Origin of the sequence: Streptomyces sp. x-80, assembly GCF_046549095.1 — a bacterium.
Classification (GTDB): domain Bacteria; phylum Actinomycetota; class Actinomycetes; order Streptomycetales; family Streptomycetaceae; genus Streptomyces; species Streptomyces celluloflavus.
On sequence record NZ_JAJPWM010000012.1, the window covers coordinates 251,546 to 265,481 of the forward strand.

General features: G+C 72.5%; 10 protein-coding genes. 7 read left to right on the plus strand and 3 right to left on the minus strand.

The window, feature by feature from the left end; translation table 11 throughout:
* Nucleotides 1-13 precede the first annotated feature (13 nt).
* Entirely contained in the window at nt 14-1,393 is a 1,380-nt protein-coding gene (locus ACLJWH_RS25025) for an FAD-dependent oxidoreductase (protein ID WP_411143975.1), read from the plus strand.
* Nucleotides 1,394-1,427: 34 nt separating this feature from the next.
* Here the strand turns inward: ACLJWH_RS25025 and hemE are convergent, their stop codons facing one another.
* Nucleotides 1,428-2,474, minus strand: a complete 1,047-nt coding sequence (hemE, locus tag ACLJWH_RS25030; RefSeq protein WP_411143976.1) for a uroporphyrinogen decarboxylase — start codon at nt 2,472-2,474, stop codon at nt 1,428-1,430.
* A gap of 162 nt (nt 2,475-2,636) precedes the next feature.
* Between hemE and ACLJWH_RS25035 the strand changes: the two genes are divergently transcribed.
* The 6 genes from ACLJWH_RS25035 (at nt 2,637) to ACLJWH_RS25060 (ending at nt 9,894) form a co-directional block, all read left to right on the plus strand.
* Nucleotides 2,637-3,293 (plus strand): DUF3000 domain-containing protein, encoded by a 657-nt coding sequence (locus tag ACLJWH_RS25035; protein ID WP_411143977.1) that lies wholly within the window; start codon nt 2,637-2,639, stop codon nt 3,291-3,293.
* 319 nt (nt 3,294-3,612) lie between these two features.
* Nucleotides 3,613-4,275, plus strand: coding sequence for a LuxR C-terminal-related transcriptional regulator (locus ACLJWH_RS25040; RefSeq protein WP_411143978.1), 663 nt, complete (start codon nt 3,613-3,615; stop codon nt 4,273-4,275).
* A gap of 78 nt (nt 4,276-4,353) precedes the next feature.
* The gene (locus tag ACLJWH_RS25045; RefSeq protein ID WP_411143979.1) at nt 4,354-5,631 is read left to right on the plus strand and encodes an HRDC domain-containing protein; all 1,278 of its coding nucleotides are present in this window, start codon (nt 4,354-4,356) and stop codon (nt 5,629-5,631) included.
* A gap of 228 nt (nt 5,632-5,859) precedes the next feature.
* Nucleotides 5,860-7,080: a thiolase family protein gene (locus ACLJWH_RS25050; protein WP_411143980.1), complete on the plus strand. Its 1,221-nt coding sequence runs from the start codon at nt 5,860-5,862 to the stop codon at nt 7,078-7,080.
* The gene (locus ACLJWH_RS25055) at nt 7,077-9,206 is read left to right on the plus strand and encodes a 3-hydroxyacyl-CoA dehydrogenase NAD-binding domain-containing protein (RefSeq protein WP_411143981.1); all 2,130 of its coding nucleotides are present in this window, start codon (nt 7,077-7,079) and stop codon (nt 9,204-9,206) included. The genes ACLJWH_RS25050 and ACLJWH_RS25055 overlap by 4 nt, the downstream gene beginning before the upstream one ends.
* Nucleotides 9,207-9,504: 298 nt before the next feature.
* A complete protein-coding gene (locus ACLJWH_RS25060; protein ID WP_411143982.1) occupies nt 9,505-9,894 on the plus strand; it encodes an NTP pyrophosphohydrolase in 390 nt (129 codons plus the stop codon).
* A 256-nt stretch (nt 9,895-10,150) separates the two neighbouring features.
* Here ACLJWH_RS25060 and ACLJWH_RS25065 read toward each other — a convergent pair whose 3' ends face one another.
* Together ACLJWH_RS25065 and dxs are read right to left on the minus strand one after the other, a co-directional pair.
* Nucleotides 10,151-11,683 (minus strand): amino acid permease, encoded by a 1,533-nt coding sequence (locus tag ACLJWH_RS25065; protein WP_411143983.1) that lies wholly within the window; start codon nt 11,681-11,683, stop codon nt 10,151-10,153.
* Between the two features lie 195 nt (nt 11,684-11,878).
* The gene (gene dxs, locus ACLJWH_RS25070; RefSeq protein ID WP_411144022.1) at nt 11,879-13,855 is read right to left on the minus strand and encodes a 1-deoxy-D-xylulose-5-phosphate synthase; all 1,977 of its coding nucleotides are present in this window, start codon (nt 13,853-13,855) and stop codon (nt 11,879-11,881) included.
* Nucleotides 13,856-13,936 lie beyond the last annotated feature (81 nt).

Here is a 13,936-nt window from a genome sequence, read left to right on the forward strand (position 1 = left end):
AGGGGCGCACAGGATGGCGGAGCGACTGGTGGTCGTCGGGGGTGACGCGGCGGGGATGTCCGCCGCGTCCCAGGCGCGGCGGCAGCGGAAGCCCGGCGAGCTGGAGATCATCGCGTTCGAGCGGAGCCATTTCACCTCCTACTCGGCCTGCGGCATCCCGTACTGGGTCGGCGGCACGGTCGACGGTCCGGAGGCACTGATCGCCCGCAGTCCCGAGGAGCACCGCGCCCGCGGTATCGACCTGCGGATGCGCACCGAGGTCACCGAACTCGACCTGGACCGCGGCCGGGTGCGCGCCCGCGACCTGGACGAGGACGGCCGGGAATCGTGGACCGGCTTCGACAAACTGGTGCTGGCGACCGGCGCCCGTCCGCGGCGCCCCGCGCTGCCCGGTATCGACGCCCCCGGCGTGCACGGTGTGCAGACCCTCGACGACGGGCAGGCGCTGCTGGACACCCTCGCCACCACCGGGGGCCGGCGGGCCGTGGTGGTCGGCGCGGGCTATATCGGCGTCGAGATGGCCGAGGCGCTGATCCACCGGGGCTACACGGTGACCGTCCTGGACCGCCGCGAGCAGCCGATGTCCACCCTCGACCCGGACATGGGCGCGCTGGTCCACACGGCGATGTGCGGGCTGGGCATCGAGACGGTGCGCGGGGCGGCCGTCACCGCCGTGCTGACCGATGAGGCCGGGCGAGCCCGCGCGGTCGCCACCGAGGACACCGAGTACCCGGCGGATGTGGTCGTCCTGGGCATGGGCGTACGTCCCGAGACGACGCTCGCCGCCGCGGCCGGTCTGCCGCTGGGCGAGTCCGGCGGGCTGCTCACCGACCTCGGGATGCGGGTGCGCGACCAGGACGCCGTCTGGGCGGGCGGCGACTGTGTGGAGGTCCTCGACCTGGTCTCCGGGCACACCCGGCACATCGCGCTGGGCACCCACGCCAACAAGCACGGCCAGGTCATCGGCGCCAACGTGGGCGGCGGCTACGCGACGTTCCCCGGTGTCGTCGGCACCGCCGTCAGCAAGGTCTGCGATCTGGAGATCGCCCGCACCGGGCTGCTGGAACGCCATGCGCTCGCCGCCGGTCTGCAATTCGTCACCGCGACCATCGAGTCGACCAACCACGCCGGCTATTACCCCGGCGCCCGCCCGATGCACGTCAAGATGCTCGCGGAGCGCCGTACGGGCCGGTTGCTCGGCACGCAGATCGTGGGCCGCGAGGGCGCGGCCAAGCGGGTGGACATCGCGGCGGTGGCCCTCACCGCCGGGATGACGGTGGAACAGATGACCGCCCTCGACCTCGGCTACGCGCCGCCGTTCTCGCCGGTCTGGGACCCGGTGCTGGTCGCGGCCCGCAAGGCGACGGCGGCGGTACGGGCCGCCGGGGCCTGAGCCGGCCGCGCCCCGGCGGCCGGCGCGGCGGCGCTCAGCGGGCGGTCTGCTCGTGGACGTACTCGACGAGCCGGGTCAGCGCCTGGGGGTCGGTGGTCGGCAGGACGCCGTGGCCGAGGTTGAAGATGTGGCCCTCCAGACCGGCGGCCGCGTCCAGCACCTCGCGGGCCTTGGTCTCGACGGCCGCACGGGGGGCGAACAGGACGGCGGGGTCGATGTTGCCCTGGAGCGCCTTGCCGGGGCCGACGCGGCGGGCCGCCTCGTCCAGCGGGACCCGCCAGTCGACGCCGACGACATCCGCGCCCGCCTCGCCCATGAGGCCGAGGAGTTCGCCGGTGCCGACGCCGAAGTGGATGCGCGGCACGCCGTACCCGGCGACCGCGTCGAAGACCTTGGCGGAGGCGGGCAGGACGGCGCGCCGGTAGTCGGCGGGCGAGAGCGCGCCGACCCAGGAGTCGAAGAGCTGGACGGCGCTCGCGCCCGCCTCGATCTGCACCCTGAGGAAGGCGGCGGTGATGTCGGCGAGGCGGTCCAGCAGGTCGGCCCAGAGCTGCGGGTCGCCGTACATGAGCGCCTTGGTGTGCTCGTGGTTGCGGGACGGGCCGCCCTCGACGAGGTAGCTGGCGAGCGTGAACGGCGCGCCGGCGAAGCCGATGAGGGGCGTGGCGCCCAGTTCGCCGACGAGCATGCCGATCGCCTCGGTGACATACGTCACGTCGCCGGGCTCCAGGGCGCGCAGCCGCGCCAGGTCGGCACGGGTGCGGATCGGGTGCTCGACGACCGGGCCGATACCGGGCTTGATGTCGAGGTCGATGCCGATGGCCTTGAGCGGGACGACGATGTCACTGAAGTAGATGGCGGCGTCGACGCCGTGCCGGCGGACCGGTTGCAGGGTGATCTCGGTGACGAGTTCGGGGCGCATACAGGATTCGAGCATCGCGGTGCCCTCGCGGACCTTGCGGTACTCGGGCAGTGAGCGCCCGGCCTGGCGCATGAACCACACCGGTGTGTGCGGCACCGGCTCGCGGCGGCAGGCCCGGAGGAATGCCGAATCGTGCGTGGCGGTCTGCGGCTGGCCCATGACGGGGGCCTCCCCTGCTCGACCGGAGCGGAGAGTTTCGGGAAGGTTGTTGGCGCTCACGCCCCGAATCTTCGCACGCGCGCGAGGGCGCCTCCGAATGGGCGACGCGCGCACCGGGTGTCCTCCCCGTATGAGGGCCTTCTTCGGCCTAACCTTCCGGGCATGGCTGCGGCTCAAGAACACCTCGCGGACAGCGCGGACGAGACCCCGATCCCCTTCCGTCAGGCGGTCGAGGCGCTCCGCGCGGCACGGCTGAGGCCGGAGATCGAGATCGACCCGACACCCGCCCCGAAACGGCTGGCGCCGTTCGCGTACGCGCTGGAGGCGGCGGTCGTCGAACGGGGCGCGGGGCCCGGCGGGGAGGACGAGGATCTGGCGGACGGGCGGCTGGTGCTGCTCCACAACCCGGCCCGGCAGGAAGCCTGGCAGGGCACCTTCCGCGTGGTGACGCTGACCCGGGCCGAACTGGAGCCGGAGATGGGTACCGATCCGCTGCTGCCCGAAGTGTCGTGGTCCTGGCTCACCGGTGCGCTGGACGCGCGCGGGGTGCGCTACGGCGAGCCGAGCGGCACGGTCACCCGGGCCGGGTCGTACTACTTCGGCGGGCTGGCCGCGCGCGAGCCGAAGACCCAGATCGAGATCCGGGCGTCGTGGACGCCGGCCGAGGGGCCTGGCGGGGTGCCGGACCTGGCGGCGCATCTGGCGGCGTGGGGCGATCTGCTGTGCCAGGTCGCGGGCCTGCCGCCGGCCTGTCCCGAGGCGGCGCAGCGCGGCGGTGTCGTACCGCTGCCGCAGCGCCGCGGTCCGCAGCCCCGCTGATCCCGGTCCGCGCGGCCGGGCGGCGCCGGTCTCCCCGGCCGCGCGCCGCCGGGCCCGCTGATCATCTCCGGACGGCGCCGTGCCGGGTCCGGGCGGCATCGCGCACGCCTCTGATCATCTCGGTGCACACTCGGTGCCCACCTCTGATCGATCACGCATCCGATTTGCCCGAATTGCCCGAATTGCCCCCAACTAAATCGTGATCAAAGTCTAAAGTCCCGCCGGATTGCTGCCGAAGAGTCCAGTGACCCTTCCAGCACGGATCATTCCGGTTCTCCCCCGCCGGATTCCGTCCCCGCCACTCCTCCCAGGAGGCCCGGTGTCTGTTCTCCTCGAGCAACCTTCGAGCCTGGTCGCCTACCGCCCGAACAAGCCGACGGCCATGGTCGTCGTGGCCGACCCTCGCGTCCGCTCCACCGTCACCCGCCACCTGTGGGCCCTCGGGGTACGTGACGTGATCGAGGCGTCGTCCATCGCGGAGGCCCGTCCCCGCGTCGCCAACCCGCGCGACATCTGCGTTGCCGACGTCCACCTGCCCGACGGCTCCGGCCTCACCCTCCTGTCCGAGACCCGGGCCGCCGGCTGGCCCAACGGTCTCGCACTGTCCGCCGCCGACGACATCGGCGCCGTACGCAACGCCCTCGCCGGCGGCGTCAAGGGCTATGTCGTCACCGGCACCCGCACCAACCTGGGCATCCCCGGCCGGCCCGGCGCCGCGCCCATCGGTGCCCACGCGGCCCGTATGCAGCGCCGCCCGCCCGGGGCCCCCGGGCACCCCGGCGGCTACCGCGAACTGTCGGGCCGTGAGGTCGAGGTCCTGCGGCTGGTGGCGGAGGGCCAGTCCAACAAGGCCATCGGCGTCTCGATGGGGCTGTCGGCGCTGACCGTCAAGAGCCATCTCGCCCGCATCGCACGCAAGCTCGGCACCGGTGACCGGGCGGGGATGGTGGCGGTCGCCCTGCGCACCGGCATCATCCACTGACGCCGTCAGCACACCGTCTCGCCCGTCGAGGGAACGTTCCCTCGACGGGCGACGCGCATACACAGATACCCTTGACCGGTGACCGACGCCCAAAAGACCGCAGCAGAGACGACACTGCGAGCAGCCGGAGACTCGCCTCCGGATACCGATCCGGCGCCGGTACCGCTCCTGGAACCCCGCGAAGGCATCCCCCCGGTGACCGCGACCGACGAGGCGCTCGCCGAGGTCGTGGCCGCCTTCGCGGCCGGCACCGGCCCCGTCGCCGTGGACGCCGAACGCGCCTCCGGCTACCGCTACGGCCAGCGCGCCTATCTCGTCCAGCTGCGCCGCGCGGGCGCCGGCAGCGTGCTGATCGACCCGGTCGGCTGCCCCGACCTGTCGGCCCTCGGTGACGCGATCGCGGACGCGGAGTGGGTACTGCACGCCGCCACCCAGGACCTGCCGTGCCTGCGGGACATAGGGATGATCCCCACCCGGATCTTCGACACCGAGCTGGCCGGCCGGCTGGCCGGCTTCGCCCGGGTCGGCCTGGGCGCGATGGTCGAGAACGTCCTCGGCTTCGCGCTGGAGAAGGGCCACTCCGCCGTCGACTGGTCCACCCGCCCGCTGCCCGAGCCGTGGCTGCGCTACGCCGCACTCGACGTCGAGCTGCTGGTGGATCTGCGCGACGAGCTGGAGGAGGAGCTGGCGCGGCAGGGGAAGCTGGAGTGGGCCCGGCAGGAGTTCGCGGCCATCGCGGCCGCTCCCCCGGCGCCGCCGCGCAAGGACCCCTGGCGCCGTACGTCCGGCATGCACAAGGTGCGCAGGCGCCGCCAGATGGCGGTCGTACGGGAGCTGTGGACGGCCCGGGACCAGGTGGCGCAGCGGCGCGATGTCTCGCCCGGCAAGGTGCTCGGTGACGGCGCGATCGTGGAGGCGGCGCTGAATCTGCCGCCGAACACCCACGCACTGGCCGCACTGCCCGGCTTCGGCCACCGCATGGGCCGCCGTCAGCTGGAGCAGTGGCAGGCCGCCGTCGACCGCGCCAGGGCGCTGCCGGACAGTGAGCTGCCGCAGCCCGGCCAGCCGCTCAACGGGCCGCCGCCGCCCCGCTCCTGGGCCGACAAGGACCCGGTCGCCGCAGCCCGGCTGACCGCCGCGCGCGCCGCGGTGACCGCACTGGCCGAGCGCCTCGGCCTCCCGCAGGAGAACCTCATCACGCCGGACACCGTGCGGCGGCTGTGCTGGGAGCCGCCGGCCGAGCCGACTCGGGAGAAGGTCGCCGAGGTGCTCGCCGGGCACGGCGCCCGTGGCTGGCAGATCGAGCAGGTCGCCCCCGTCCTCACCGAGGCACTGGTGCCGCCGGCCGACGGCTGAGCGGCGGCACCCCGCCCGATCGCGTCCTCGGTCGTCCCGCGGGCCGGACATTCCGGCCCGCGGGACGACCGAGGATTTTTCTGTGCCGTCCGCTGGGCGGGTGTGACGTTCGCCGCTCCGGCCGAGGGGGCTGGGCAGCCTGGTTACCCACAAGTAGCATGAGGGGTGTGACGCGCGCCCCGGGCGCGCTCCGCAGCAGTGCCATCCCGCACCTGGAGGAGAGCCAACGTGCCTCGTACCGCTAGGGACGTCGTCTTCGTCGACGGCGTCCGCACCCCGTTCGGCAAGGCGGGCCCGAAGGGCATTTATCACGAGACCCGCGCCGACGACCTGGTCGTCAAGTGCATCCGGGAGCTGCTGCGCCGCAACCCGGACCTCGATCCGGCCAGGATCGACGAGGTCGCGCTCGCGGCGACCACCCAGATCGGCGACCAGGGCCTGACCCTGGGCCGGACCGCCGGCATCCTGGCGGGCCTGCCGCAGTCGGTGCCCGGCTTCTCCATCGACCGGATGTGCGCCGGTGCGATGACCGCCGTGACCAGCGTCGCCGGCGGTGTCGCCTTCGGCGCGTACGACCTCGCGGTGGCCGGCGGTGTCGAGCACATGGGCCGCCACCCCATGGGTGAGGGCGTGGACCCCCACCCGCGCTTCGTGTCGGAGAAGCTGGTCGACGAGTCCGCCCTGTTCATGGGCATGACGGCGGAGAACCTGCACGACCGGCTGCCGCACCTGACCAAGGAGCGCGCCGACGCCTACGCGGTGCGCAGCCAGGAGAAGGCCGCGAAGGCGTACGCCAACGGCCAGATCCAGGCCGACCTGGTGCCGATCTCGGTGCGCCGCACCAACCCGGAGGCCGGCGAGACCGGCTGGGGCCTGGCGACCGCCGACGAGCCGATGCGCCCGGGGACGACGCTGGCGAACCTCGCGGCCCTCAAGACCCCGTTCCGGCCGCACGGCCGGGTGACCGCGGGCAACGCCGCCGGTCTCAACGACGGCGCCACCGCCTCGCTGATCGCCGCCGAGGACGTCGCGCGCGAGCTGGGCCTGCCCGTCAAGATGCGCCTGGTGGCGTACTCCTTCGCCGGTGTCGAGCCCGAGGTGATGGGCATCGGCCCGGTCCCGGCGACCGAGAAGGCGCTGGCCCAGGCCGGTCTGACGATCGATGACATCGGCCTGTTCGAGATCAACGAAGCCTTCGCGGTGCAGGTGCTCTCGCTCCTGGACCACTACGGCATCGCGGACGACGACCCGCGCGTCAACCAGTACGGCGGCGCCATCGCCTTCGGCCACCCGCTGGCCTCCTCCGGTGTCCGCCTGATGACGCAGCTGGCCCGGCAGTTCGAGGAGCAGCCGCAGGTCCGCTACGGCATCACCACCATGTGTGTCGGCTTCGGCATGGGCGGCACGGTCATCTGGGAGAACCCGCACTTCGAGGGAGCAGGCAAGTGAGTACCACCGCTGAGCTGTTGAAGGGCGCGGCCGAGCTGTTCCCCGACGAGGTCGTCACGCAGGCGCACGTGCGCCATCTCGAACTGCCCCGGGGTGCGGGCCGGTTCGCGCTCATCACGCTGGACAACGGCCTGGACCACACGAAGCCCACCACCTTCGGCCCCCAGTCGCTGGCGAACGTCAACGCCGCCATCGACCAGGTGGAGAAGGAGGCGGCGGACGGCTCCGTCGTCGGCGTCGGCATCACCGGCAAGCCGTTCATCTTCGCGGTCGGCGCCGACCTCAAGGGCGTCGAGCTGCTCAAGCAGCACAAGGACGCGCTGGCCATCGGGACGGGCGGGCACGACGTCTTCAAGCGGCTGTCGGGCCTGGCCGTACCGACCTTCGCGTACTACAACGGCGCGGCGATGGGCGGCGGCGTCGAGATCGGGCTGCACTGCACCTACCGCACCGTCTCCAAGGCGCTGCCCGCGTTCTCGCTGCCCGAGGTCTTCCTCGGTCTGGTGCCGGGCTGGGGCGGCTGCGTCCTGCTGCCCAACCTGATCGGCGCGGACCGCGCGGTGCGCGTCATCATCGAGAACTCGCTCAACCAGAACCGCCAGCTCAAGGGCGCGCAGGTCTTCGAACTCGGCATCGCGGACGCGCTCTTCGAGGGCGCGGACTTCCTGGAGCAGTCGCTGGGCTGGACCGCGTCGGTGCTCTCGGGCGACGTCGAGGTCGTCCGCGACGAGATCGACCGCGGTGCGGCCTGGGACGAGGCGGTGGCGCGCGGCCGGGCCGTCGCCGACGGCAAGGTGCACGGCGCGGCCCCGGCCGCCTACCGCGCGCTGGACATCATCGCCGCCGCCAAGAACGGCGACCGCCAGCAGGGCTTCGACGCCGAGGACCGGGCCCTCGCGGACCTGATCATGGGCGGCGAACTGCGCAGCGGCATCTACGCGTTCAACCTGGTGCAGAAGCGCGCCAAGCGCCCCGCCGGCGCCCCGGACAAGCAGCTGGCCCGTCCGGTCACCAAGGTGGGCGTGGTCGGCGCGGGGCTGATGGCCTCGCAGCTGGCGCTGCTGTTCGCGCGCCGGCTGGAGGTGCCGGTCGTCCTCACGGACATCGACCAGGCCCGGATCGACAAGGGCGTGACGTACGTCCACGACGAGATCGACAAGCTGCTGCTCAAGGGCCGGGTGAACCAGGACAAGGCCAACCGCCTCAAGGGCCTGGTCACCGGTCACCTCGACAAGGCGGCCGCCTTCGGTGACGCGGACTTCGTCATCGAGGCCGTCTTCGAGGAGATGGGCGTCAAGCAGCAGGTGTTCGCCGAGGTCGAGGCGGTGGTGCCGGAGCACGCCGTACTGGCCACCAACACCTCCTCGCTGTCGGTCACCGAGATGGCCTCGAAGCTGAAGCACCCCGAGCGGGTCGTGGGCTTCCACTTCTTCAACCCGGTCGCGATCCTGCCGCTGCTGGAGATCGTGCGCGCCGAGCGGACCGATGACGCGTCGCTGGCCACCGCGTTCGCCGTCGCCAAGTCCCTGAAGAAGACCGCGGTGCTGGTGAAGGACGCGCCGGCGTTCGTCGTCAACCGCATCCTGACCCGCTTCATGGGCGAGATCCAGAACGTCATCGACGAGGGCACCCCGGTCGAGGTCGCCGAGCGGGCCGTCGAGCCGCTCGGGCTGCCGATGTCGCCGCTGGTGCTGCTGGAACTGGTCGGCCCGGCGATCGGTCTGCACGTCTCCGAGACGCTGCACGGCGCGTTCCCCGACCGCTTCACCGTCTCGCCGAACCTGGCGGCCGTGGTCAAGGCCGGCAAGCGCGGCTTCTACGTCTACGACTCCGGCAAGCCGGAGCTGGACCCGGAGGTCGCGGCCCTGCTCCAGCAGGGCACGGCGGTGCTCACCGAGGAGCAGGTCCGCGACCGGGTCCTGGACGCCGTCGCGCAGGAGATCGGCCTGATGCTGGACGAGGGCGTCGTCGCCGAGGCGCAGGACATCGACCTGTGCCTGATCACCGGCGCCGGCTGGCCCTTCCACCTGGGCGGCATCACGCCGTACCTGGACCGCGAGGGTGTCTCCGAGCGGGTGACCGGCAAGAAGTTCCTGGCCCCGGGCGTCGCGAGCGTGCCCGCGTAGCCGCGATGACCTGAGCGCGCGACGGCGCGGGCCTGCTGGATGCGGCAGGCCCGCGCCGTCGTGTGTGCGGGCCATGCCTCAGCCGGTGAGCGGGCAGCGGCGTGGGGCGCCGCGCGCCGGCCGGGCCACAGTGCCGAGCCGGGCCGTGGCCGCCGAAGTGCCCTTCCCGCACACCGGGTTCCGCCGGTCGGTACGCGGCGACGGCAGCCGGATCCGGCAGGTGGTGCGGGCACCGGCCGCGCGGGGCGGCGGCGGTGGCCGCGGGGCGGGGCGCGGACCGCCGTGGGAAGGTTGCGGTATGGATTCCTTGGTCATCGTCGACGCCGCGAATGTCGTGGGCTCGGTGCCCGACGGCTGGTGGCGGGACCGGCACGGTGCGGCGGAGCGGCTGCGCGACTCGCTGAGCGGGTACGCCGCCACCGGGCTGCCGGGGCTGGCCGGTCCGCCACTGGAGATCGTCCTCGTCGTGGAGGGCGCGGCGCGCGCGGTGACGTCGGCCGGTGGCGTACGGGTGGAGGCGGCGCCCGGCAGCGGCGACGACCGGATCGTGCAGCTGGTGGCGGACGAGGACGGCGGACGGGACTGCCTGGTGGTCACCGCCGACCGCGAACTGCGACGACGCGTCGAGGCACTGGGCGCCCAGGTCACCGGACCACGCGCCGTCCGGAGCCGGCAGGACGGCACGTAGCCGACGGCGCATAGCACAACGGCGCGACGGCGCGCCGGACCGCGGGCCAGCGGCTACGGACGAGGGCAGCGGACCGCGAGCCAACGGTTACGAACGAGGGCAGCAGACGCAACCGCCTGATGGTCACCGCCGACCGCGAACTACGACGACGCGTCGAGGCACTGGGCGCCCAGGTCACCGGACCACGCGCCGTCCGGAGCGGGCCGGACGACGCGTAGCCGACGGCGCATAGCACGACGGCGCACCGGACCTCGGATCAGCGGCCGCGGCCCGTGCCCCGCAGCCGGCTGCCCAGGCGGCTGTGCGCACGTCCGTACACGAAGTAGATGCCGAAGCCCAGCACCATCCAGACCGCGAACCGCAGCCAGGTCTCGGCGGGCAGGTTGAGCATCAGCCAGAGCGAGGCGAGCACGGACGCGGCCGGGATCAGCGGCACCAGCGGGGTGCGGAAGGCGCGCGGCAGGTCGGGGCGGGAGCGGCGCAGCAGCACCACGCCGATGGCGACCACCACGAACGCGAACAGCGTGCCGATGTTGACCAGTTCGGCGAGTTCGTTGATCGAGGTGAAACCGGCGACGACGGCGACGACGAGGCCCAGCGCGACGGTCGACCGGTAGGGGGTGCCGAAGCGCGGGTGGACCCGGGAGAAGAACTGCGGCAGCAGCCCGTCGCGGCTCATCGCGAAGAAGACCCGGCTCTGGCCGAGCAGCAGGATCATGCAGACCGAGGTCAGGCCGACGGCGGCGCCGAAGCTGATCACCCCGGCGTAGAAGGGGTGCCCGACGGCCTTGAACGCGTCGGCGAGCGGGGCGTCGGTGGTCAGCTCGGTGTACTTGACCATGCCGGTGACGACGATCGAGACGGCGACGTAGAGGAGCGTGCAGATGGCGAGCGACCCCAGGATCCCGCGGGGCACGTCGCGCTGCGGGTTGCGGGTCTCCTCCGCGGCGGTGGCCACGATGTCGAAGCCGATGAAGGCGAAGAAGACCACGGCCGCCGCCGCGAAGATGCCCATCACGCCGAAGTGGGACGGGGTGAAGCCGAACATCAGCTGGGACAGCGGCGCGGTCAGTCCGCCGCCGTGCGCGGTGGGCAGGGCCGGCGGGATGAACGGCCGGTAGTTGGCGGCGGTGATGAACAGGGAGCCGGCGACGATGACCAGCAGGACGACGGTGACCTTGATGCCGACGATCACCGCCGTCACCCGGGAGGAGAGTTTCATCCCGAGCACCAGGACGGCGGTCACCGCCACCACCAGCAGGCAGGCCAGCAGATCGAAGCCGAACCGTCCGTCGTGGGTGCCGGACAGCACTTCGGGCAGGTGCAGCCCCGCGGTGTCCAGCAGCGAGCGCAGATAGCCGGACCAGCCGACGGCGACCACCGCACAGCCCAGCGCCAGCTCCAGGATCAGGTCCCAGCCGATGATCCAGGCCGGCAGTTCGCCGAGCGAGGCGTACGCGAACGTATAGGCCGATCCGGCGACCGGCACCGTGGACGCGAACTCGGCGTAGCAGAGCGCGGCCAGTGCGCAGACCGCGCCCGCGACGACGAAGGCGACGGCGACGGAGGGGCCCGCCTGTTGTTTGGCGATCTTTCCGGTGAGGACGAAGATGCCGGTGCCGATGACGACACCGACCCCGAAGACGGTCAGGTCGAGTGCCGAGAGGGACTTCTTGAGTTCGTGCTCCGGCTCCTCGGTGTCCTGGATCGACTGCTCGACGGTCTTCGTCCGGAACATGCCACGGTCGCGGCGTGTGCCATGGGATGTGCTGCCGTGCTCTGTGCTCATGGGCGAACCTCCGCCTGGACGACCTCGCGACTCCTGAACTGACCGAGTCTCCGCAATCGAGGGAACCGGTCCGGGGACGTCGGGGCTCAGCCGGGCGGGGATTCACCCGATGAGGCGCGGCGGCGGACATACCGATGGGCCGGCCGGTGCACCCGTAGGGGGTGACCGGCCGGCCCATCGGCACCGGTGGTGCGCTCAGTCGCGGGCGGCCTCGGCGGGCTGGGCCTCCCCGCCCACGGCCGCGGCGCCGGCCGGGTCCGCGGTGTCGTCGTAGCGGCCGTCGATCCGGGCGACGAGGCCCGTCACCTGGCGGGCGATGTCCGGTGCGGTCAGTCCGATCTCCGCCATGACCTCCTTGCGGGAGGCGTGGTCGAGGAACCGCTCGGGGATGCCGAAGTCGCGCAGCGGGAGGTCCACCCCGGCGTCCCGCAGCGCCTGCGCGACCGCCGAACCGACACCGCCGGTACGGATGTTGTCCTCGACGGTGACGACCACCCGGTGCCGGGCCGCCAGACCCGGCAGCGCCGCGTCCACCGGCTTGACCCAGCGCGGGTCGACGACCGTGGTGGAGATGCCCTGCTTGTCGAGGAGCGCGGCGATCTCCAGGCACATCGGGGCCAGCGCGCCGACCGAGACGAGCAGGACGTCGGGCGAGGGGACGGTGGCGTCGGGCGCGCGCAGCACGTCCATCCCGCCGACCTTGCCGACCGCCTCGACGGCCGGGCCGACCGCGCCCTTGGAGTAGCGGACCACCGTGGGGGCATCATCGACCTCGACGGCCTCGCGCAGCTGGGCGCGGACCTGGTCCGCGTCGCGCGGTGCGGCGATCCGCAGACCGGGCACGATCTGGAGCAGCGACATGTCCCACATGCCGTTGTGCGACGCGCCGTCGGTGCCGGTGACACCGGAGCGGTCCAGGACGAAGGTGACACCGCACCTGTGCAGCGCGACATCCATCAGGACCTGGTCGAAGGCCCGGTTGAGGAAGGTGGCGTACAGCGCGAAGACGGGGTGCAGACCGCCGGTCGCCAGCCCCGCGGCCGAGACGGCGCCGTGCTGTTCGGCGATGCCCACGTCGTAGACCCGGTCGGGGAACGCCTTGGCGAACTTCTGGAGGCCGACGGGCTGGAGCATCGCGGCGGTGATCGCGACGATGTCCCCGCGCTCGCGGCCGAGCTTGACCATCTCCTCGCCGAAGACGGAGGTCCAGTCGGCACCGGACGCGGCGACCGGCAGGCCGGTGTCCGGGTGGATGACGCCGATGCCGTGGAAGCGGTCCGCCTCGTCCTGCTCGGCCGGCTTGTAGCCGCGGCCCTTCTCGGTGAGGCAGTGCACGATGACCGGGCCGCCGAACCGCTTGGCGCGCTGGAGCGCGGACTCCAGGGCCTCCAGGTCGTGGCCGTCGATCGGACCGACGTACTTCAGGCCGAGGTCCTCGAACATGCCCTGCGGGGCGATGAAGTCCTTGAGGCCCTTCTTGGCGCCGTGCAGCGTCTCGTAGAGCGGCTTGCCGACGACCGGCGTGCGCTCCAGGAGGTCCTTGCCGCGGGCCAGGAACTTCTCGTAGCCGTCGGTGGTGCGCAGGGTGGCGAGGTGGTCGGCGAGGCCGCCGATGGTGGGCGCGTAGGAGCGCTCGTTGTCGTTGACGACGATGACCAGCGGGCGGTCCTTGGCGACGGCGATGTTGTTCAGCGCTTCCCAGGCCATACCGCCGGTCAGTGCGCCGTCGCCGATCACCGCGACGACATGGTCGTCCTTGCCGCGCACCTGGTTGGCCTTGGCCAGGCCGTCGGCCCAGCCCAGCACCGTCGAGGCGTGGCTGTTCTCGATGACGTCGTGCTCGGACTCGGCGCGCGAGGGGTAGCCGGACAGACCGCCCTTGGCCCGCAGGTTCGAGAAGTCCTGCCGGCCGGTGAGCAGCTTGTGGACGTAGGACTGGTGCCCAGTGTCGAAGAGGACCCGGTCCTGTGGGGAGTGGAAGACCCGGTGCAGGGCGATGGTCAGCTCGACCACACCGAGGTTCGGGCCGAGGTGCCCGCCGGTCCGCGAGACCGCCTCGACGAGGAACGTACGGATCTCCCCGGCGAGCTGCTCAAGCTGTTCCGGACCCAGCCGGTCCAGGTCCCGCGGCCCCTTGATACGGGTCAGCACCTCCTCCCCGTCGCCCGCCATCGCCCCGGCCTGGCGCGCTTCGCGCGGCACCTTCTGCACTGTGCCTCCTTGCTGTCGAGCTTCGACTTCGAGCTGGTCGAG